Source organism: Microbacterium sp. 11MF, assembly GCF_000383475.1.
GTDB classification, from domain to species: Bacteria; Actinomycetota; Actinomycetes; order Actinomycetales; family Microbacteriaceae; genus Microbacterium; species Microbacterium aquilitoris.
In genome coordinates, this window is record NZ_KB911460.1 from 762,569 (window position 1) to 782,158 (window position 19,590).

Sequence of the window (19,590 nt, forward strand, 5' to 3'; positions counted from 1 at the left end):
TACCGAGGGGCGAGATGACCTGGCCATCTCTCCACGGTACGTAGTCGATCGGACCCTCGCATCCCGGGGCGTGTCTCTTGACAAACACGACGGGCTGAGCAGGGCCCGACCCCCGTCGGGACCGGTCTATCGTGGCGACATGAGCGAGCTCTCCGCCCCCACCGGCCGCGAACCGGCCCTCGTCGCACGGCCTCGACCGGATGGTTCCGCGCCGCGCGCACTCGTCCTCGGAGCCACCGGATACCTCGGCGGGCGGCTCGTCCCGCGGCTCCTGTCGGCGGGGTACCGGGTGCGCGTCCTCGTCCGCACCCCGGCGCGACTCGCGGCGTTCGTGTGGGGGAGCGAGGTCGAGGTCGTGGAAGGTGCTGCCGAGTACGCGGATGCCGTGACCCGGGCGGTCGACGACGTCGACGTGCTCTACTACCTCGTCCACTCGATGGGCGGGGGCGACGACTTCGAGACGAAGGACCTGCGCGCGGCGGAGACGGTCGCCGACGCGGCGGCCGAGGCATCCGTCGGTCGGATCGTGTACCTCGGCGGGCTGCACCCGGCGGGTGTGACGCTGAGTCCTCACCTGCGTTCGCGGGTCGAGGTGGGCGAGACGCTGCTGCACAGCGGGGCGCCGACGCTCGTCCTCCAGGCCGGTGTCGTCATCGGATCGGGGTCGGCCTCGTTCGAGATGGTCCGTCACCTGACCGACGTGCTGCCGTACATGCCGGCGCCGAAGTGGGTGCGCAACCGCATCCAGCCGATCGCCGTCCGCGACGTCCTGCACTACCTGCTCGCTGCGGCCCACGTGGATCCGGAGGTCAATCGGGCGGTCGACATCGGCGGCCCCGACGTACTGCGCTACGGCCAGATGATGAACGGGTACGCGGTCGAAGCCGGGCTCCGCCAACGCGCGATCGCGGCGCTGCCGGTGCTGACTCCCGGACTCGCCTCGCACTGGGTGAACCTCGTGACGCCCGTGCCGCGGGCGATCGCCCGCCCGCTGATCGCCTCGTTGCAGAACGAGTGCATCATGGACGACCACTCCGTCGACGACCTGCTGCCGCGTCCCGAGGGCGGATTGACGCCCTACCGCGAGTCCGTGCGGCTGGCGCTCCGCAAGGTCGAAGCCGACGCCGTCGAGACCAGCTGGCAGGACGCCGAGGTCTCCTCCGTGCCGAGCGACCCGCTGCCCAGCGACCCCGAGTGGGCGGGCCGGCTCGTCTTCACCGACGAGCAGTCCGCGACGACGTCGGCGAGCCCCGAGCAGCTGTGGCGCGTCATCGTCGGGATCGGCGGGGAGAACGGCTGGTACTCGTCGCCGTTCCTCTGGGCCGTCCGCGGCTGGATGGATCGCCTCGTCGGCGGTGTCGGCCTGCAGCGCGGTCGCCGCAGCCGCGGCAAGGTCGCCGCCGGCGACGCGATCGACTTCTGGCGCGTCGAGGCCGTCGAGGAGGGCCGCCTGCTGCGCCTGCGCGCCGAGATGAAGGTGCCCGGGCTCGCCTGGCTCGAGCTGCGAGCGAAGCCCGAGGGCTCGGGATCGCGGTACGAGCAGCGGGCCGTCTTCTTCCCGACCGGGCTCGCCGGCCGGCTGTACTGGTTCGCCGTCCTGCCCTTCCACGGATTCATCTTCAAGGGCATGGCGAACCGCATCGCGGCGGCGGCGGAGCGCGAGGCGCCGACGACCTGAACCACGGCGCGCTGAGGTTCAGGCGGGCGTCAGTCGTCCGCCCGCGACGCGCACGGTGCGATCGACGAGGGATGCGGGGACCCCGGCGTGCGAGATCAGCACGACCGCGTGCGACCCGTCGACGGCGCCCAGCAGATCGGTCAGGAGCGCGTCGGCGGCGGCCGGATCGACCCCTGCCGTCGGCTCGTCGAGGATGAGCACGGGGAACCCGCGGAGCAACGCCCGCGCCAGGGAGATGCGCTGGGCCTGCCCGCCCGAGACGAGGGCGCCGCGCTCGCCGACCCGCGCGCCCAGCCCCCCGCGGGCGCGGAGCCAGTCGCCGAGCCCGACCCGTTCCAGCACGGCTTCGAGCTCCGCGTCGGTCGCGGTGTCGCGAGCGAAGAGGAGGTTCTGCCGGATGTCCTCGTCGAAGAGCATCGGATGCTGCTCGCACAGTCCCACGGTCAGGCGCAGGTCGTCGGGCGCGATCTCGTCGACCGAGCGTCCGCCGATGGAGTACTCGCCGGTGACGGCGAGGAACCTCACGAGGGCGTGAGCGAGCGTCGACTTGCCGGCGCCGCTCGCACCCACGATGTGCAGGCGCTCGCCGGGGTGCACGTCGAGGTCGACGCCGGTCAGCGCAGGCGCCGCGGCGCCCGGCCAGCGCACGTCGACGCCGCGCAGCCGGAGCCCGTCGCCGAGTGATGGAGCCTCGCCGGTCGGAGTCCCTTCTGCCGGTATCTCGCTCGGGACTTCTTCGGGCACGACGCCGGCGACACGGGATGCCGCGGCCCGCACCTGCCGCCAGGCGGACGCGGCGAGCGGGACGGCCGTGAAGACCTCGAACACCGCCATCGGCACGAGGACGGCGACGCCGAGCGCGGGGCCCGACAGACCACCGGCCGCGACGGCCGGGGCGGCCACGAGGAGGGCGGCGACCGTCGCGGCGCCCGCGGCGAGGGAGACGAGGGCGGCCGTTCCCGCCTGTGCGCCCGCCCGACGGAGAACAGCACGGCGGAGGGCGGCATCCGCGTCCTGGACGGCGGCGCGCGAGGCGGACTCCGCACCGAAGGCGACGAGGACGTCGAGCCGCGAGAGGTGTTCGAGGACCGCGTCGCGCAGTCGCGCACGGAGCGGGGCGATCGATTGCTCCGCCCGCGCCCCCGCCACCCAGCCCCACGCGAGGGCGGCGACCGCGGCGCCGATGAGGCAGGCGAGCAGGGTGAGGGCGGCCGGCCACCACGCGAGTGCGACCAGGAGCACCGATCCGATCGCGACGGTGGCCGACGAGACGAGCGGGAGGATCACGCGGAGCGACAGGTTCTGCAGTTCGTCGACGTCGTCGACGAGGGCCGCAGAGGTGTCGCCGCGCGATGACGAGGCGAGTCCCGCGGGGGCGTGGGGGAGCAGCCGCCGCACCAGATCGGTCCGCGTCCAAGCGAGCTGACGCAGGACGGCGTCGTGACTCGACAGGCGCTCGGTGTAGCGGAAGAACGCGCGGGAGAGGGCGAAAGCGCGGACACCGACGACGGCCATCGTGACGTACATGACGAGCGGTTGCTCCGAGGCCCGGACGATGAGCCACGCGCTGACGGCGAGGAGCGCGACGGCCGACGCTTCGGACAGGAACCCGGATGCGAGTGCGGGCCAGAATCTCCGCGGTGTCGGGACCGCGTCGCGGAGGACGTCACGCATGGTCGTCATGCGGTGACCTCCGCACCGCTCAGGCGCACGACGCGATCGGCGATGCCCCGGGCGCTCTCTCGGTGCGAGACCAGGACGATCAGGGCCCCGGCATCCGCCACCTGACGCAGGGAACGCCACAGGTGGGCCTCGGCGTCGGCGTCGAGGGCCGCGGACGGCTCGTCGAGGGCGAGCACGGGAGCGTGGCCGCGGAGGTGCCGGGCGAGGGCGCGGGCGACGGCGACGCGCTGCGCCTGCCCGCCCGACAGCCCCGCGCCCTGCACGCCCAGCATCCGGGCGGGGTCGAGGGCGCCGAGGCCCACGAGCGCCAGGGCTTCGCGGACCGTCCGTTCCGGCATGTCGTCGTCGCCGAGGCGGATGTTCTCCGCGACCGTGCCCGCAGCGAGACCGGCGCGCTGTCCCGCCCATCCGAGCCAGGCCGACGGCGGGAGCGAGGTCGCCGCGACGCCGTCGAACTCGATGCGTCCGGTCGCGGGGGCGAATCCGAGGAGCGCGTGGAGGAGGCTCGATTTGCCGGCGCCGCTCGGCCCTTCGATGAGGACGATCTCGCCCGAGCGCGCGTCCAGGGTCACGGGCGGCAGATCGCGCACACGCACGTCCCGCACGCGCAGCACGTGTTCCGGCCCGATCGGCGCGGTTGCCGGCGCGGTGTCTGCGGATGCCGCGGCGGCATCATCGAGCACAGCGAAGACGTCCCGCGTGGCCGCTACCCCCTCGCTCGCGGCGTGGAACTGCACGCCGACCTGACGGAGGGGCAGGAACGCCTCCGGTGCGAGGAGGAGGACGAACAGGCCGACGCTCAGGGTGAGGGAGCCGTCGATCAGGCGGAACCCGATCGCGACCGCGACGATCGCAACGGAGATCGAGGCGAGGAACTCCAGTGCGAAGCCCGAGAGGAACGAGACTCGGAGCACCGTCATCGTCTCGCGGCGGTAGTCGTCCGTCACTCGCTCGATCGCGTCGGCGGCGCGACGCTGACGGCCGAAGACGGTGAGCGTCGACAGTCCTTGCACCGTCTCGGAGAACCGGGTCGCGAGCCGGGTCAGAGTCTCCCACTGGCGGCGCTGCACGGAGCGCGTCGCCAGGCCGATCAGGATCATGAAGATCGGGATGAGGGGAAGGGTGAGGAGGACCGTGAGACCCGAGATCGCGTCGGCCGACCACATCGCCGCGACGAGGATCGGCGTCGCGATCACGGTCTGCACGAGCTGGGGCAGATAGCGCCCGACGTACGGTTCGAGGGCGTCGAGTCCGCGCCCCGCCACGAGGGCGAGGTGCGACGTGCTGCGCGACGCCGTCCACTCCGGGCCGAGCTGCGCGACGCCGTCGAGCACGGCCGCGCGCAGCTGCGACTCGACGCGTGCCGACGCGCGCGCGGCGACGCGTTCACGGATCAGCGCGAGCACCGAGCGGGCGACGACGATGCCCGCGAGGGCGAGAAGGGTCCCGGCCAGGTCGGCCCCGGCGATCGCATCGACGATCGCTCGGGTCGTGAAGAAGGCGAAGCCGACGATGACCGCCGTCTGCAGGAGGGACAGCGGGGCGATGACGACGAAGAACGATCGGGATGCCGCGGCGTACCGCCACAGGCGGGGGTCCACCGGCGGCTGCCGCGGCTCGGTCTCGTCAGGCATGGCTCGATCCTCCCGCGGGCTCAGTGAGCAGCCGCGGCATCCGCCTTCTCGATCTGCACCCGCGAGATGCGCTTGCGGAACACCCAGTAGGTCCACGCCTGGTAGGCGAGGATGCCGGGCAGGAAGATGACCGCCGCCCAGGTCATGACGCCGAGCGTGTAGTCGGTGCTCGAGGCGTTCTCGATCGTGAGCGAGTTCGCCGGATCGGTGGAGGACGGCATGACGTAGGGGAACAGGGCGAACCACAGCATCAGGACGGCGCCGACGATCGTGACCGCTCCGAGGGCGAACGCCCACCCGTCGCGGCGACGGAGGTTCGCGACGGCCGACCCGAGCAGCGCGAGCGCGGCGGCGACGCCGCATCCGATCACCGCCGCCAGTGCCGGTGCCTCGCGATCCATCGCGATGACCGTGGTCCAGACGACGGTCGCGGCGGCGAACGCGATCGTCGGGAGGGCGACGCGACGTGCCAGGCGGTGCGCTTCCTCCTTGACCGTGCCGTCGGCCTTCAGTCCCACGAAGTACAGCCCGTGGAGGAAGAAGAGGAGGAGCGTGGTCGCCCCGACGCACAGTGCGTAGGGGTTCAGGAGCGTCAGAAGCGAGCCTGTGACGTTCTTGTCGGCGTCGATCGGGACGCCCTGCACGATGTTGCCGAACGCGACGCCCCACAGAAGCGCCGGGATCACGGAGCCGATCACGATCATCCGGTCGAAGCCGCGCTTCCACGCGAGTCCTTCGCGCTGGTGTCGGTACTCGAACGAGACGCCGCGCAGGATGAGGGCGAGCAGGATGAGCAGCAGCGGCAGGTAGAACCCGCTGAACAGGGTGGCGTACCACTCCGGGAACGCGGCGAACAGGCAGGCTCCGGCGACGATGACCCAGGTCTCGTTGAGGTCCCACACGGGACCGATCGTGTTGATGACCTGGCGGCGCGACACCTCGTCGCGGCCGAGGAACGGCAGGCTCATCCCGACGCCGAAGTCGAAGCCGTCGAGGACGAAGTAGCCGACGAAGAAGACACCGACGATGAAGAACCAGAGGTAGGCGAGATCCATGGCGTGCTCCTAGTAGACCGTCGAGGGGGTCTGGTCGACCGGCAGGTTCCGCGGGTCGGGGTCATCGGGTCCGGGCAGCGGGTCGGGACCCTGCTGCGCGGCTTTGAGGATGAGGCGGAACTCGACGACCGCGAGCGACGCGTAGATCGCGGTGAAGGCGACCAGCGAGACGAGCACCGTCCAAGCGGGGACGTTGGGGGAGACCCCGTCCGCGGTGTGCATGAGACCGAAGACGATCCAGGGTTGGCGACCCATCTCGGTGAAGATCCAGCCCACGAGGCTGCCGAACAGCGGGAGCGGTGCGGACCAGATGGCGACGCGCCACATCCAGCCGGCGACGGGACGCGTGGCCCTCTTGCGGGTGACCCAGAGACCTGCGACCGAGATGAGGGTGGCGATGCCGCCGAAGCCCATCATCCAGCGGAACGACCAGTAGGTGACCCAGATCTCGGGCATGTAGTCGATGCCGGAGCCGAAGCGCGCCGTGTAATCGGCCTGCAGGTTGTTGAGGCCTTCGACGCAGCCGTCGAGGGTGTGCGTCGAGAGGAACGACAGCAGGTACGGGACGCGCAGCGACCAGACCTCGGCGGTGCCGTCGGGGGTGCCGATGGAGAAGATCGAGAAGGATGCGTCCGCCCCGCACGCGGTCTTCCAGAGCGCCTCGGCGGCCGCCATCTTCATCGGTTGCGTCTGCACCATCACGAGGCCGAGCTGATCGCCGCTGATCGCGGTGCCGACGAAGGAGATGATCATGAACCACATCCCGTAGCGGAGCACCGGGCGCATGGTGTCGAGGTGCTGGCCGCGACGCAGGTGGTAGGCGGCGACGGCGATGATGACGGCCGCGGTGAACATGAACGCCGCGAAGATCGTGTGCGGGAAGGCGGCGAGTGCGACCGGGTTGGTCAGCAGCGCGAAGAAGTTCGTCAGTTCGGCTCGCCCGGTCTCGGGGTTCAGCGTGTAGCCCACCGGGTTCTGCATGAACGCGTTCGCGGTGAGGATGAAGTAGGCCGACAGGATCGAGCCGAATGCGGTCGCCCAGATGGTGAGCAGGTGGATGCGGCGGGGCAGCTTGTCCCACCCGAAGATCCACAGCCCGATGAAGGTCGCCTCGAAGAAGAACGCCATGAGGCCCTCGAAGGCGAGCGGAGCGCCGAACACGTCGCCGACGAAGCGCGAGTAGTCCGACCAGTTCATGCCGAACTGGAACTCCTGGACGATGCCGGTGACCACACCCATCGCGAAGTTGATGAGGAAGATCTTGCCGAACAGGCGCGTGATGTGCAGCCACTTCACGTCGCCCGTGCGGTGCCAGATCGTCTGGAAGATCGCGACGGTGAGCGCCATGCCGAGCGTGAGCGGCACGAACAGGTAGTGGTAGAGCGTCGTCAGTCCGAACTGCAGGCGAGCCAGGATGAGCGGGTCCAGAAAGTCCACGGGCTTGGTCCTTCCACGGGTATGTTCCGACGGTACGACGCGGTCCCGATCGCGGGATCGGATCGGGCCGTGCAAAACACCCGGATGCCGCCGCGCCGCACCACCCCCATGGTGGGAGCGGTCTCCGCCCCCTACGGTGGGCCACATGACTCGTGGCGAATCCTCCCGTGTTCCCGCGATGATGCGGCGGATGACAGCGCTCACGGCGGTCTGGGTGACCGCGGTGCTGATCCTCACCGCGGGACCGGCCGCGGCCGGGACCGTCCCCACCCCGTCGCCGACTCCGACTCCCACCGCGAGCCCGACTCCAACTCCGACGCCCACGCCGACGCCAACGCCGACGCCGACCCCGAAGCCGACGGTCGCTCCGACCCCGAAGCCGTCGCCGTCGCCCACGCCGACGCCGACCCCCGCACCTTCGCCGGATGCCGGTGCACGCCTGGCAGCGCCCCCGGCCCCGCGCATGCCCTCGATCACGCGGATCAGCGCGCCGACGGCCGCTGACCAGACGATCACAGCGAGCCGCACGCTCTTCCCCGACGGCAGCACGGAGGTCGTCGTCTCGGCCGCCAAGCGTCATGACGCGCAGACCGCGGCCTACCTCGCCGGCGCCCGCCGCGCACCCCTCCTCTACGTCGCGCCCGATGCGATCCCCGCCGCGATCACGGCCGAACTGAAGCGGCTGCGGCCCACCCGCATCCTCGTCGTCGGGTCGACGGCCTCCGTCGGGACGAAGGTGGCGGGCCTGCTCGGCGCCATCGCTCCGGTCGAGCGGATCGCCGGCGGTGACACCTACGCGCTGTCGCGAGCGGTCCTCCGATTCCAGGGCCCGGTGAAGCGGGTGTACATGGCCGACGGTCGCACGATGGGTACCGCTCCGATCGCCGCTGCGGCCGCGAACGCCACCGGCGCGGGCTTCATGGCGGTCGACGGCCGCGGGACGGCGTCGACCGCGACGATGGACGCGCTCCGGGCGGTGGGGGCGAAGGAGGTCGTCCTCACGAACGTGATGTCGATGATGGGTCGGAACTTCGTCGACAAGATCAGGGCCGCAGGCATCAGCGTCCGGCGCCTTCCCGGCGGGACGAACGAGGCGATGGCCGTCTCGGCCGCCGGAGAGTACCCCGCCACGACCACCCGGGCCGTCGTCGTCTCGGGCGCGGACGCGCCCAATCATGAGACCGGCACGGCGGCGGCGGTCGCCGGTGCGCTCCGCCAGCCCTTCCTCTACGCCCGCACCGAGTGCGTATCGGATGCCGCCGCAGCGATGCTCGACCGGCGCAAGGATTCCGTCCTCGCGATCGGCTCGACGAGCCGGCTCAACGCGACGGTCATCTCCGGCGACGGGTGCACGGCCGTCCGGACCGCTGCCGCCGACACGCTGCGCGCGAAGATCACGGCGGCGACCAAGCGGCATCCGTCATCGTCGTACGCCGTGACCGTGCGGCAGATCGGCGGGCTGGAGGTCGTGTCGGGAGTGACCGGTGCCACCCGCCGCGAGCCGGCCAGCATGATGAAGCTGTTCGTCGCCTGGGCGGCTCTGACCCGGGTGGACAAGAAGCAGGCGTCGCTGTCGACGAAGCTGTCCTCGGGGCTGACCGTGAAGGAGTGCCTGCGAGAGCTCATCTGGATGTCGGACAACTACTGCCACACCGACCTCGTCCACTGGATCGGGATCTCCAACCTGAACAAGCAGATCGCCGCCGGCGGGTACGGCCAGACCTCCTACGGGCGCGTCCTCAAAGGGCAGGACGTCCTCTACGGCGGCAACCGCACGACGTCCAACGACCTCAGCCTGCTGCTGTCGCGGATCGAGAAGAAGCAGCTGCTGAGCGCGTCGAGCAGGGCGCTCATGCTCGACCTCATGCACACGCAGCTGTTCCGCTCCCGCATCCCGAACGGCATCCCCGCCTCCGCCTGGCAGGCGTCCAAGCCCGGCTCCCTCTGGGTGAAGGGCGGCTTGCTCCAGGCGGACACGGCGATCATCCGGGGACCGAAGGGGACCTTCGTGCTCACGGTCATCGGTGACGCCGGATCGTCGAAGGCCGGCATCCGCGACATCGCGCGCACCGTCTACTCGCACGTCAACGGCTCCTTCGGCGCGGCCGCGAACCATTCGGATCTGCACGTGCGGACCACGAAGAACGCGACGTGGCGGAAGAGCGCGGGCGGCGCGGTCGGCGGAACGGTGCCCGTCGGCACACCGCTGCAGGTCTCGGACTCGAAGCGGCACTGGTACAAGATGCACTACCGCGGCGGCTACGCGTGGATCTGGTACTCGTCCGTGCGCAGCAACCTCGCCTACTGACTCACGCGTCGGGGCGCCGGCGAAGCAGCTGGATGACGCACTGCTGCGGGTCGCAGGACGAACGCATGCCGTCCACGGCGAGCGGTCCGCCCGCCTCGCGGAGCGCCCCCTGCATCAGCCCGAGGTGGACCCCGCACAGGGTCTCGCGGTGATCCGCCTGGTCGGCGGCGTGGGCGCACGGAGTGAGATCGATCGTGAGGCCGTCCTCGTCGATCTCCGGATCGAACCCGCCGTCGAGGAGCTGCTCGACGAGCGCATCGAGCTGATGCTGCTCCTCGCCCGTGAGGGTCCCCGCGGTCTCGGGCATGACGCGGCGCATGAGGTCGCCGCGCTCGACCGCGGCCTGCACCTTGCGACGGTGCTCGGGGCTCGACACGCTCGCACCGTCGACCGCGCGGTAGAACACGCGGGGGCGGCCGCGGACGGTGCGATTCTCGACCTCGGTGGCCACGAAGCCGCGCTCGATCAAGCGCTGCAGGTGCTCGCGCACGGTGTTCGGGTGCAGCCCGGTGGCTTTCACGAGCTCGCCGACGGTCTGCTGCGGGGTCGTCTGCAGCAGATGGAGGATCGCCACGCGCGAGGACGTGGAGATCGCGTTGTAGGCCGTCGGGCGCCGGGCCGTCATGGCTCCATTATCGCGGGATGCCCGGTGCTCGGAGGCGGCCCCAGGATGGGATTCCGCCCTTAATCTGGAGGGCATGCGGCACCCCACTCCAGACCCCGTCGGCCCGGGACAGGAGAGCGTCTGGGACTATCCCCGACCCCCTCGCGTCGAGCCGGTCCGCGGGACCGTGACGATCACCCTCGGCGGCGAACGCATCGTCGCCACGAAGGGAGCGCTGCGGGTTCTCGAGACGAGTCATCCGCCCGTCTACTACCTGCCCATCGCCGACTTCGTCCCGGGCGCGTTGACGCGGGCGCCGGGAGCGTCGTTCTGCGAGTTCAAGGGCGCTGCGCGCTACCTCGACGTCCACGGGGGCGGGCGGACCGTGCCCGGCGCGGCGTGGAACTATCCGAACCCCGAGCCCGGCTACGAAGAGCTCGCCGATCGCGTGGCGGTGTACGCGCAGGAGATGGACGAGTGCACGGTCGCCGGCGAGGTCGTCACTCCGCAGCCGGGGCGGTTCTACGGCGGGTGGATCACCGCTCAGGTGGTGGGACCCTTCAAGGGCATCGCGGGGTCGATGGGGTGGTGACCCCTCCCTGAGTGACCCCGGCGGTCAGAGCCCGAGCGACGGCTGCACGTCGGGGGAGTCGCTCTCGCGCGGCTCCTGCCGGACGAGGTCGGCCACGGAGCCCAGGATCTCGTCGGGACGGAACGGGTAGCGCTCGATCTCGGCGCTCTCGCTGATGCCGGTGAGGACGAGCACCGTGTGGAGCCCCGCCTCGATGCCCGCGACGACGTCGGTGTCCATGCGGTCGCCGATCATGCCGGTGTTCTCGGAGTGGGCGCCGATGCGGTTGAGCGCCGAGCGGAACATCATCGGGTTCGGCTTGCCGACGACGTAGGGCTCTTTGCCGGTCGCCTTGGTGATCAGCGCCGAGATCGCGCCGGTCGCGGGCAGGACCCCTTGGGTCGAGGGCCCGGTCGCGTCGGGGTTGGTGGCGATGAACCGCGACCCGGCGCCGATGAACCTGATCGCCTTGGTGATCGCCTCGAACGAGTAGTTCCGCGTCTCGCCGACGACGACGTAGTCGGGGCTCGTCTCGGTCATGATGAAGCCCGCCTCGTGGAGCGCGGTCGTGAGACCTGCTTCGCCGATGACGAAAGCCGTGCCGCCGGGCTTCTGCGAGGCGAGGAAGTCCGCGGTGGCGAGGGCCGACGTCCAGATCGACTCCTCCGGGACCACGAGGCCCGAGGCGCGGAGCCGTGCGCTGAGGTCGCGCGGCGTGAAGATCGAGTTGTTGGTGAGGACGAGGAACGGGGTGCCGTCGTCGCGCCATTGCTCGAGGAGCTCCGCGGCGCCCGGGATCGGCGTGTTCTCGTGGACGAGGACGCCGTCCATGTCGGTCAGCCAGCACTCGATGTCCGCCCGGGTCCGCATGCCTTCACCCTACGCCCGCGGCTCGTTCGGCCCGGGTAGGGGGATGGCGGTCCGGTCCATGGCTCGACTTTGGTTAGGCTGTCCTTACTTAGCTCCAAGGAAAGGCCCCTGCTCACCATGTCCCCACGCTCACGACTGGTCCTCGCCTCCGCGGCCGGGATGATCGCTCTCGCCCTGGCCGGATGCACCGCCGCCACCGCGCCCGAATCGGCGGGCGGATCCGCGGCCCCGGGAACGCGATCCCTCGAGCACGCCCGCGGCACGGCCGACGTGCCCGACCAGCCGGAGCGCGTCGTGACGCTCGAGCCGCTCGAGCTCGACACAGCGGTGGCCATCGGCATCACGCCCGTGGGTGCGGCCGTCGCGGGGAACGTGACGGAACTGCCCTCGTACCTCGGGGTCTCGGACGTCGCTCCCGTCGGGACCGTCCCCGAGCCCGACCTCGAGGCGATCGCGGCCCTGAAGCCCGATCTGATCCTGGGCACAGAGTCGCGGCATTCAGAACTCTACGAGCAGCTGAGCGCCATCGCCCCGACGGTCTTCATCGCCTCGCAGGCCGACCCGTGGCGCGAGAACGCCACGCTCATCGGCGAGGCGCTGGGCCGTGAGGACGAGGTCGCCGGTCTCCTCACCGGTGTCGATGATGAGTGCGCGCGCCTGAAGAGCGAGTACGCGCTCGACGGTCAGACGGTGCAGCTCATCCGCCCGCGCGACGAGACGACGCTCAGCCTCTACGGCCCGGTCTCGTTCGCCGGCAGCCTGCTCGAGTGCGTCGGCTTCACCATCCCCGACCGGGAATGGGAGGACGGCCTTCAGGCGGACCTGTCGCCCGAGAACATCGCGTCGGCGACGGCGGATCACGTCTTCGTGACGGCCGCGGACGTCGACGACCGTTCCGCGATCCCCGCTGCGGTCGCCAGCGCGTTCCCCGATGCGACGCTGGTCGACACCAGTACGTGGGTGTCCGGCGTCGGCCCGAAGGGGGCCGAGGCCGTCCTCGGCGGCATCGAGCGGTACCTCTCCGCGAACCGGTGACCGTCACCACGCGCCCGGGTCGAGGCATCCTCAGCGTCGGTGTCGTCGCGGCGATCCTCGCCGTCGCCGTGATCGCGTCGCTCGCGCTCGGCGCCAACCCGCTCGCCCCGCCGGCGGTGATCGACGCGATCGCCGGCAGGGGGACGAGGGAGACGTCTTTCGTCGTCTGGGACCTGCGGGCGCCGCGCACGGTCGTCGGCCTCATCGCGGGCGCGGCGCTCGGCGCGGCCGGAGCGCTCATGCAGGCGTTCACGCGCAACCCCCTCGCCGATCCCGGGCTCCTCGGGGTCGGTGCGGGGGCGGCGTTCGCCGTCGCGCTCGGCGTGTCCCTGTTCGGATTGTCCGACCCGGGAGAGGTCGTCTGGCCCGCCTTCGCCGGCGCGCTGCTGGTGACCATGGCGGTCTCCGTGATCGGTGCGAGCGGGCCGGGCGGACCGGTTCGCCTCATCCTCGCGGGTGTCGCGCTCGGCGCCGTTCTGTCGGGCATCACGACCGCCATCACGCTGACGGACCCGGAAGCCTTCGACCGGATGCGCGGATGGAACGCGGGGTCCCTGCTCGGAGCAGGGCTGGACGACCTCGGCGCCATCGCCCCTTTCGTCGCCGCGGGTGCCGTCCTCGCGTTCGCGCTCGCCCCCGGACTCAACGCGATGGCGCTCGGCGACGACGTCGCGCGCTCGCAGGGAGTGAACGTCGGCCGCATCCGGATCGGAGTGATCGTGGCGGTCACCCTCCTCGCCGGGGCTGCCACCGCGATCGCGGGGCCGATCTCGTTCGTCGGCCTCATGATCCCGCACGTCGTGCGGTGGATCGTCGGACCCGATCAGCGTGCAGTTCTGCCGCTGTCGCTGCTGGCCGGCCCTGTCGTCGTGCTCGCCGCCGACATCCTCGGCCGCGTCGTGATCGCCCCCGCCGAGGTCCCGGTCGGGGTCGTCGTCGCCTTCGTCGGAGCCCCGCTCCTCATCGCGCTCGCGCGTCGACGGACGGCGAGGGCCCTGTGATGGTCGCGACCGTCGTGGACCGTGCGGGCCGAGTGGGGCGACCGGCTCGGTCCGTCGCCGCCGGGCGGCGGCGCGTGCTCGCGGTGGGGGTCGCGGCATCCGTCGTGCTGGTCGTGCTGGTCACCCTGGGTCTGATCCTCGGGGACTTCCCCGTCCCGCTCGAGCGGATCCCAACGATCCTGGCGGGCGGCGGTGAAGGGATCGAACACACCGTGGTCGTCGACTGGAGGCTGACGCGCGTGATCGCCGCGGTCGGGGTGGGGGCGCTCCTGGGCATCGCGGGTGCGCTGTTCCAGACCGTCACCCGCAATCCGCTCGCGAGTCCCGACATCCTGGGACTTTCGAGCGGTGCCTTCAGCGGCATGCTCCTGACGCTCGTGCTCGTGTCCGCGAGCTGGCAGGCTCTCGTCGCCGGATCGCTGGTCGGCGGGCTCGTGACGGGACTCGTCATCCAGATGCTGGCCTCGCGCGACGGACTGCAGGGCTTTCGGATCGTCGTGGTCGGCATCGGGGTCTCGGCGATGCTGGCGTCGCTGAACACCTGGCTGTTGCTGCAGGTCGAACTCGAGACCGCGATGTTCGCATCGGCGTGGGGTGCCGGATCGCTCAACGGCGTCTCCGCAGGCCCCGTCACCGGGGCGCTCGTGGCCGCTGTGCCGATCGTCGTGGGGTCGTTCTGCCTCGTCCCACGGATGCGACAGCTCGAGTTGGGGGACGATCTCGGCGCGGCCACGGGGGCGCGTCCGCACGCCGTCCGGGCCCTGGCGTTGCTCGCGGGGGTGGGCCTCGTGTCGGCGGCGACCACCGTCGCAGGCCCCGTGGCCTTCGTCGCCCTGGCGGCTCCGCAGATCGCCCGCCGCCTCGCGCGCACGCCGTCGCTGCCGCTCGGACTGTCGGCCCTCCTCGGAGCCGCGGTCCTGCTCGCCTCCGACCTCGTCGCGCAGCACGCGCTGCCGGCGCCCCTCCCCGTCGGCGTCGTCACCGTCTCGGTCGGCGGCCTCTACCTTCTGTCCGTCATCGTCCTGGAGATCCGTCGCCGTGCCTGATCGCCCACCCGCTTCCCTCACCGTCGAGCAGGCCTCCTTCGCCTATGCCGACACCCGCATCGTCGACCAGCTCTCGCTGCAGATCGAACCGGGCTCGTTCACCGTCGTCATCGGCCCGAACGCGTGCGGCAAGTCGACGCTTCTGCGCGGTCTCGCGCGCCTGCTCGCACCAGAGGAAGGGCAGGTCGTCCTCGACGGCCGGTCGATCGCCGGGATCCCCGCCAAGACGCTCGCGCGGCGGATGGGGCTTCTGCCGCAGACCGCCGTCGCGCCCGAGGGGATCACGGTGCGCGACCTCGTCTCGCGGGGTCGGTATCCGCATCGGGGGATGCTGCGACCCTGGTCGCCGACCGATGAGTCGGCCGTCGTCGAGGCGCTCGCCGCGACCGGGACGACCGAGTTGGCGGACCGGCCGGTCGACGCACTGTCGGGCGGGCAGCGCCAGCGGGTGTGGATCGCGATGGTCCTCGCGCAGCAGACCGAGGTGCTGCTTCTCGACGAACCGACCACGTACCTCGACGTCGCGCATCAGGTCGAACTGCTCGAACTCCTTGCGGCCCTCCACGAGCAGGGCCGGACGATCGTCGCCGTCCTGCACGACCTCAACCAGGCGGCGCGCTACGCGACGACCGTCGTCGCCATGCGCGACGGGCGGGTGATCGCCGAAGGGCCGCCTGCCGAGGTCGTCACGAGCGAGAACGTGTCGGCCGTCTTCGGCCTCGCCAACACCGTCATCCCCGATCCCGTCACGGGAGGGCCGCTCGTCGTCCCGCTCCGTGCGCCCCACGTCACGGAGGTCCGACCATGACCGCAGTCCTCGAGCGCCCTTGGGCGTACAGCGCCTTCGAGGTGGAGGTCGCCGCGACCGTGCGGCTGAGCATGAGGTTCATCCGGATCACGCTGCGCGGCGACGCACTGCGGAACTTCGCGGAGTGGGGTCTCGATCAGCGCATCAAGCTCGTCCTGCCGCTCCCCGGTGGCGGCCTCGCCGACTTCGGCCTGCTCGACGAGCCGACGCCCCACCCCTCCGATTGGTACACGCGGTGGAAGGAGCTCGACGAGACCGAGCGGAACGTGCTCCGGACGTACACCCCCGCCGCGATCCGAGCAGACGACGGCGAGATCGACGTCGACGTGTACCTGCACACCCCGGCAGGGCCGGCGTCTGCGTGGGCTGCGTCTGCTCGCCCCGGCGACCGCCTCGTCGTGACCGGACCCGACCGCCGCATGGGGTGGACGGGGTACGGCCTGCACTGGCATCCGGGTTCGGCACGTCGGGTGCTGCTCGTCGCGGACGAGACCGCGTACCCCGCGGCGCGCAACATCGTGTCGGCGTTGCCCGACGGTGTCGTCGCCGACGTGATGGTGGATGCCGCGGCTCCGGCGGAAGACCTGCTGTCACCGCACGTCGCCGCGCCTCACCGCGCTCAGCGCATCGACCGCGACGATGCCGGGGGTCTCGAGCGTGCCGTCGCGGCGTGGGCGGATGCCACGGTGGATCTGCCGAGCGGCGAGGTCTACGTCTGGCTGGCCGGCGAGTCCGGCACGGTCACCTCCCTCCGGCGCCTGCTCACCGGCCGCCTCGGTGTGCCGAAGGATCGGGTGTCGTTCCTCGGCTACTGGCGCGAGGGCGGCCCGCTCGTCGGCTGAGCGGGGGAGGGGTGGACGCTGTGTCGCGGGTGCTCGCCGTGTAGCGGCATCCGCCCATGGCTAGTCTGGGCACGTGAAGCTGCCGATGCGTGTGATGCTGTCGGCGGTCATCGCCCTCGTGGTCATGACGTCGATCGGGATCGCGCTCCTGGTGCAGGGCGACGAGTCGAACGGACGATCCACGATCGCCGTCGGTGTCATCGTCGCTGCGGTCATCGCCACGTCGCTGATCTATCGAGTCGAGCGGTGGAGCCTGGTGCGTCAATCGGCGGTCCACTTCGCCCTCATGACGGTCACCGTCCTGCCGGCGCTGTTCCTGAGCGGATGGTTCCCACTCGAGGACGTCTGGGGTTATCTCGCGGTCGTCGGGGTGTTCCTCGGGGCCGGTGCCGTTCTATGGGGCGTCCTCTACGTCGTCTTCGGCAAACTCGCGCGCTCCACGGCCGGAGCGGCGGACGCGTAATCGTCCGTGTGCGGGCTCACCGACGGTCGCCTGACGGCTGGACGCTTCGCAGGCGAACAGGTCCGCTCATGAGCCTCACCCTGGCGAGGGCCTCTCAGGCGGTGGCGACCGCGTTCGTCGGAACCCAGCCCAGCGACGGAGCCACGTGGCGTGCGAACGACTCGACGAGGCGCAGGTTGAAGGCGACACCCAACTGGCTGGGGATGGTCAGCATGAGGGTGTCGGCCTCTCGCACTGCGGCGTCGTGCTGCAGTTGCTCGACGAGTTCGTCGGGCGTGCCGGCGTACGTCTTGCCGAACGTCGAGCGCATCCCATCGATGATGCCGATCTGGTCACCGTCCGAGCGTCCGCCGAAGTACATGGCGTCCTCCGCCGTGGTGATCGGGAAGATGCTGCGGCTCACCGAGACCCGAGGCGTACCGGCGTGACCGGCCTCGCGCCACGACGTGCGGAAGGCGTCGATCTGCTCTGCCTGCAGGATGTCGAACGGCCGCCCGTCCGCCGACGTGAGGAGAGTCGAGGACATCAGATTGACGCCCATCCGACCCGCCCACTCGGCCGAGTCGCGGTTGCCCGCTCCCCACCACACCCGCGAGCGCAGCCCGGGGGAGTGCGGCTCGATCCGCTGCAGCCCCTGTCCGCCGCCGAACGGGCTGTGCGGGTCGCTCTCGGCGAGACCCTCCCCGTCGATCGCGCGCAGGAACAGGTCGAAGTGCTCACGAGCGAGGTCGGCGCCGCGGGGGTCTTCCGAACCGGTGTAGCCGAACGTCTCGTAACCGCGGACGACGCTCTCGGGTGAGCCGCGGCTCACGCCGAGCGCCAGTCGCCCGTCGCTGATGAGGTCGACGGCCGCCGCCTCTTCGGCGAGGTACAGCGGGTTCTCGTAGCGCATGTCGATGACGCCGGTCCCGACCTCGATGTGCGAGGTCCGTGCGGCGATCGCGGCGAGCAGCGGCATGGGGGACGCCTGCTGGCGCGCGAAGTGGTGGACGCGGAAATAGGCGCCGTTGACACCCAGCTCGTCCATGCCCTGCGCGAGGTCGATCGCCTGCTTCAGCGAATCGCCGGCGGTGAGTTCGCGACCCCCGCCGAGGGGACCGTAATGGCCGAAGGACAGCGTTCCGAAGCTCTGCATACCGAAAACAACGCGAAGGCCGCGGCATCCATTCCAATGAATATGGATGCCGCGGCCGCGATAGCGTCGGACGAGGGTCAGCTCGCGGGGGCGATGGCGCGCAGTGCGTCGACCCACGATGTGGCGGGACGCCCGATGAGGTCGGTGAGGGCCGAGTCCGTGACGTCGAGGTCGCCGCGCGCGATGCCGGTGTCGAGCGCCACGACGAACCCGACCGTGCCCTCATCGAGGCCGAAGGACGACAGGCGGGCAGCCAGCTCCTCGGCGGTGGCCGGCGCGTAGACGACCTCGCGACCGAGCACCTCGCTCATCGCCGCGGCGATGTCGGAGTAGGTCGCCCGGGGGCCGGCCAGTTCGTAGGTGCGCCCGATGTGGGCATCGTCGAGCATGACCGCGGCGGCGGCTTCGGCGAAGTCGATCCGCGCGGCAGCCGAGATGGCGGCGTCGCCGACCGCGGCGGAGAGAACTCCGGTCTGCGCAGCGGTGGCGAGGTCGCCGGCCGAGTTCTCGATGTACCAGTTGTTGCGCAGGAGCACGGCGGGGATGCCGCTGGCCGCGATGGCCTCTTCGGTCGCCTTGTGGTCGGGAGCGAGGACGAGCTCGCTCGTGTCGGCGTGCGAGACGCTCGTGTAGGCCAGCTTCTTCACGCCGGCGCGCGCGGCCGCCTCGATGACGTTGACGTGGCCGGCCAGGCGTGCGCCCGGGTCGGAGCCCGAGATCAGGAGAACGCTGTCGACGCCCTCGAGAGCAGTGTCGATCAACTCGGGCACGGTGTAGTCCAGCGGGACGACGCGGACGCCCTTGTCGGCGAGGTCGGCGGCCTTCGCCACGGTGCGTGCGCCGGCGACGATGCTGTCGGGCGAGGCGCCGCGGGCGAGGAGGGCGTCGATGACGAGGTGGCCGAGCTGTCCGCTGGCGGCGGTGACGAGGATGGTCATGGCGAGTCCTTTCGGTGATCGGGCGAGATGCGCGACACCGGAGAGAACCCGCGAAGCGACGCTAAACATTCCAGAAGGAAGGTACCCACTTTTTGGTAAGCTGCTGACATGTCCGTCAGTTATGCGCAGTTGCAGCAGGAGTCGCCGGGAATCTTCACGGAGGCCTGCCCCTCGCGGACCGTTCTGGATCACGTCATGAGCAAGTGGGGCGTGCTCGTCCTCCTCTCCCTCACGGACGGCACGCGCCGATGGGGCGAATTGCGGCGCAGCGTCGACGGCATCAGCGAGAAGATGCTCGCGACCACTCTCCGGACTCTCGCCGCCGACGGCATCGTCGAGCGGACGTCGTACCCGGAGGTCCCGCCGCGGGTCGAATACTCCCTGACGCCGCGCGGTGTCGAGCTGATGGAGCGTGTCATGCCCCTCATGAGCTGGATCCAGGCCAACGCTGACGACATCGTCGCGCGCTGACATATGCTCGC

18 protein-coding genes are annotated in these 19,590 nt (G+C 70.9%); 10 read left to right on the top strand and 8 right to left on the bottom strand.

Annotated features, from left to right (window positions below):
• Nucleotides 1-139 precede the first annotated feature (139 nt).
• On the top strand, nucleotides 140-1,678 hold the full coding sequence (locus H286_RS0110665) for an SDR family oxidoreductase (protein WP_020098144.1): 1,539 nt from the start codon (nucleotides 140-142) through the stop codon (nucleotides 1,676-1,678).
• An 18-nt stretch (nucleotides 1,679-1,696) separates the two neighbouring features.
• On the opposite strand, the gene cydC is transcribed toward H286_RS0110665, so the two are convergent.
• The 4 genes from cydC to H286_RS0110685 are packed head-to-tail and all read right to left on the bottom strand — an operon-like array spanning nucleotide 1,697 to nucleotide 7,487.
• A complete protein-coding gene (gene cydC / locus H286_RS0110670; RefSeq protein ID WP_020098145.1) occupies nucleotides 1,697-3,361 on the bottom strand; it encodes a thiol reductant ABC exporter subunit CydC in 1,665 nt (554 codons plus the stop codon).
• Nucleotides 3,358-4,995 (bottom strand): thiol reductant ABC exporter subunit CydD, encoded by a 1,638-nt coding sequence (gene cydD, locus H286_RS0110675; protein WP_020098146.1) that lies wholly within the window; start codon nucleotides 4,993-4,995, stop codon nucleotides 3,358-3,360. The genes cydC and cydD overlap by 4 nt, the downstream gene beginning before the upstream one ends.
• 20 nt (nucleotides 4,996-5,015) lie before the next feature.
• Complete coding sequence (gene cydB, locus H286_RS0110680) at nucleotides 5,016-6,050, bottom strand: cytochrome d ubiquinol oxidase subunit II (protein ID WP_020098147.1); 1,035 nt, start codon at nucleotides 6,048-6,050, stop codon at nucleotides 5,016-5,018.
• Nucleotides 6,051-6,059: 9 nt separating this feature from the next.
• Complete coding sequence (locus H286_RS0110685; protein WP_020098148.1) at nucleotides 6,060-7,487, bottom strand: cytochrome ubiquinol oxidase subunit I; 1,428 nt, start codon at nucleotides 7,485-7,487, stop codon at nucleotides 6,060-6,062.
• A 190-nt stretch (nucleotides 7,488-7,677) separates the two neighbouring features.
• On the opposite strand from H286_RS0110685, the gene H286_RS0110695 reads away from it, so the two are divergent.
• On the top strand, nucleotides 7,678-9,795 hold the full coding sequence (locus tag H286_RS0110695) for a serine hydrolase (protein WP_231370941.1): 2,118 nt from the start codon (nucleotides 7,678-7,680) through the stop codon (nucleotides 9,793-9,795).
• A gap of 1 nt (nucleotide 9,796) precedes the next feature.
• Here the strand turns inward: H286_RS0110695 and H286_RS0110700 are convergent, their stop codons facing one another.
• On the bottom strand, nucleotides 9,797-10,420 hold the full coding sequence (locus tag H286_RS0110700; protein ID WP_020098151.1) for a helix-turn-helix transcriptional regulator: 624 nt from the start codon (nucleotides 10,418-10,420) through the stop codon (nucleotides 9,797-9,799).
• Nucleotides 10,421-10,493: 73 nt separating this feature from the next.
• On the opposite strand from H286_RS0110700, the gene H286_RS0110705 reads away from it, so the two are divergent.
• Entirely contained in the window at nucleotides 10,494-10,991 is a 498-nt protein-coding gene (locus H286_RS0110705; RefSeq protein WP_020098152.1) for a DUF427 domain-containing protein, read from the top strand.
• A 24-nt stretch (nucleotides 10,992-11,015) separates the two neighbouring features.
• On the opposite strand, the gene H286_RS0110710 is transcribed toward H286_RS0110705, so the two are convergent.
• Nucleotides 11,016-11,840 carry an HAD-IIA family hydrolase gene (locus tag H286_RS0110710; RefSeq protein ID WP_020098153.1) on the bottom strand — a complete coding sequence of 275 codons (825 nt, stop codon included), beginning with the start codon at nucleotides 11,838-11,840 and terminating at the stop codon, nucleotides 11,016-11,018.
• 117 nt (nucleotides 11,841-11,957) lie between these two features.
• On the opposite strand from H286_RS0110710, the gene H286_RS0110715 reads away from it, so the two are divergent.
• The 6 genes from H286_RS0110715 to H286_RS0110740 all read left to right on the top strand — a co-directional run bounded on the left by H286_RS0110715 (nucleotide 11,958) and on the right by H286_RS0110740 (nucleotide 17,035).
• The gene (locus tag H286_RS0110715; protein ID WP_028497488.1) at nucleotides 11,958-12,875 is read left to right on the top strand and encodes an iron-siderophore ABC transporter substrate-binding protein; all 918 of its coding nucleotides are present in this window, start codon (nucleotides 11,958-11,960) and stop codon (nucleotides 12,873-12,875) included.
• Nucleotides 12,872-13,876 (top strand): FecCD family ABC transporter permease, encoded by a 1,005-nt coding sequence (locus H286_RS0110720; protein WP_020098155.1) that lies wholly within the window; start codon nucleotides 12,872-12,874, stop codon nucleotides 13,874-13,876. Before H286_RS0110715 ends, H286_RS0110720 begins: the two co-directional genes overlap by 4 nt.
• Nucleotides 13,876-14,922, top strand: a complete 1,047-nt coding sequence (locus H286_RS0110725) for a FecCD family ABC transporter permease (RefSeq protein ID WP_020098156.1) — start codon at nucleotides 13,876-13,878, stop codon at nucleotides 14,920-14,922. Before H286_RS0110720 ends, H286_RS0110725 begins: the two co-directional genes overlap by 1 nt.
• Nucleotides 14,915-15,730, top strand: coding sequence for an ABC transporter ATP-binding protein (locus tag H286_RS0110730; protein WP_018187003.1), 816 nt, complete (start codon nucleotides 14,915-14,917; stop codon nucleotides 15,728-15,730). The genes H286_RS0110725 and H286_RS0110730 overlap by 8 nt, the downstream gene beginning before the upstream one ends.
• The gene (locus H286_RS0110735) at nucleotides 15,727-16,572 is read left to right on the top strand and encodes a siderophore-interacting protein (protein WP_020098157.1); all 846 of its coding nucleotides are present in this window, start codon (nucleotides 15,727-15,729) and stop codon (nucleotides 16,570-16,572) included. Before H286_RS0110730 ends, H286_RS0110735 begins: the two co-directional genes overlap by 4 nt.
• A gap of 73 nt (nucleotides 16,573-16,645) precedes the next feature.
• Complete coding sequence (locus H286_RS0110740; RefSeq protein WP_028497489.1) at nucleotides 16,646-17,035, top strand: DUF3021 domain-containing protein; 390 nt, start codon at nucleotides 16,646-16,648, stop codon at nucleotides 17,033-17,035.
• Between the two features lie 94 nt (nucleotides 17,036-17,129).
• Here H286_RS0110740 and H286_RS0110745 read toward each other — a convergent pair whose 3' ends face one another.
• Together H286_RS0110745 and H286_RS0110750 are read right to left on the bottom strand one after the other, a co-directional pair.
• Nucleotides 17,130-18,170, bottom strand: coding sequence for an LLM class flavin-dependent oxidoreductase (locus H286_RS0110745; protein ID WP_020098159.1), 1,041 nt, complete (start codon nucleotides 18,168-18,170; stop codon nucleotides 17,130-17,132).
• A gap of 77 nt (nucleotides 18,171-18,247) precedes the next feature.
• Nucleotides 18,248-19,108 carry an SDR family oxidoreductase gene (locus H286_RS0110750; RefSeq protein ID WP_020098160.1) on the bottom strand — a complete coding sequence of 287 codons (861 nt, stop codon included), beginning with the start codon at nucleotides 19,106-19,108 and terminating at the stop codon, nucleotides 18,248-18,250.
• A 108-nt stretch (nucleotides 19,109-19,216) separates the two neighbouring features.
• Between H286_RS0110750 and H286_RS0110755 the strand changes: the two genes are divergently transcribed.
• Complete coding sequence (locus tag H286_RS0110755) at nucleotides 19,217-19,579, top strand: winged helix-turn-helix transcriptional regulator (protein ID WP_020098161.1); 363 nt, start codon at nucleotides 19,217-19,219, stop codon at nucleotides 19,577-19,579.
• The last annotated feature ends 11 nt before the right edge of the window (nucleotides 19,580-19,590 follow it).

Excerpts from the sequence above, each read along its gene's own strand:
- H286_RS0110665 (WP_020098144.1), top strand. The coding sequence starts at position 140 with ATGAGCGAGCTCTCCGCCCCCACCGGCCGCGAACCGGCCCTCGTCGCA.
- cydC (WP_020098145.1), bottom strand. The coding sequence starts at position 3,361 with ATGACGACCATGCGTGACGTCCTCCGCGACGCGGTCCCGACACCGCGG.
- cydD (WP_020098146.1), bottom strand. The coding sequence starts at position 4,995 with ATGCCTGACGAGACCGAGCCGCGGCAGCCGCCGGTGGACCCCCGCCTG.
- cydB (WP_020098147.1), bottom strand. The coding sequence starts at position 6,050 with ATGGATCTCGCCTACCTCTGGTTCTTCATCGTCGGTGTCTTCTTCGTC.
- H286_RS0110695 (WP_231370941.1), top strand. The coding sequence starts at position 7,678 with ATGACAGCGCTCACGGCGGTCTGGGTGACCGCGGTGCTGATCCTCACC.
- H286_RS0110700 (WP_020098151.1), bottom strand. The coding sequence starts at position 10,420 with ATGACGGCCCGGCGCCCGACGGCCTACAACGCGATCTCCACGTCCTCG.
- H286_RS0110705 (WP_020098152.1), top strand. The coding sequence starts at position 10,494 with ATGCGGCACCCCACTCCAGACCCCGTCGGCCCGGGACAGGAGAGCGTC.
- H286_RS0110710 (WP_020098153.1), bottom strand. The coding sequence starts at position 11,840 with ATGCGGACCCGGGCGGACATCGAGTGCTGGCTGACCGACATGGACGGC.
- H286_RS0110715 (WP_028497488.1), top strand. The coding sequence starts at position 11,958 with ATGTCCCCACGCTCACGACTGGTCCTCGCCTCCGCGGCCGGGATGATC.
- H286_RS0110725 (WP_020098156.1), top strand. The coding sequence starts at position 13,876 with ATGGTCGCGACCGTCGTGGACCGTGCGGGCCGAGTGGGGCGACCGGCT.
- H286_RS0110735 (WP_020098157.1), top strand. The coding sequence starts at position 15,727 with ATGACCGCAGTCCTCGAGCGCCCTTGGGCGTACAGCGCCTTCGAGGTG.
- H286_RS0110745 (WP_020098159.1), bottom strand. The coding sequence starts at position 18,170 with ATGCAGAGCTTCGGAACGCTGTCCTTCGGCCATTACGGTCCCCTCGGC.
- H286_RS0110750 (WP_020098160.1), bottom strand. The coding sequence starts at position 19,108 with ATGACCATCCTCGTCACCGCCGCCAGCGGACAGCTCGGCCACCTCGTC.
- H286_RS0110755 (WP_020098161.1), top strand. The coding sequence starts at position 19,217 with ATGTCCGTCAGTTATGCGCAGTTGCAGCAGGAGTCGCCGGGAATCTTC.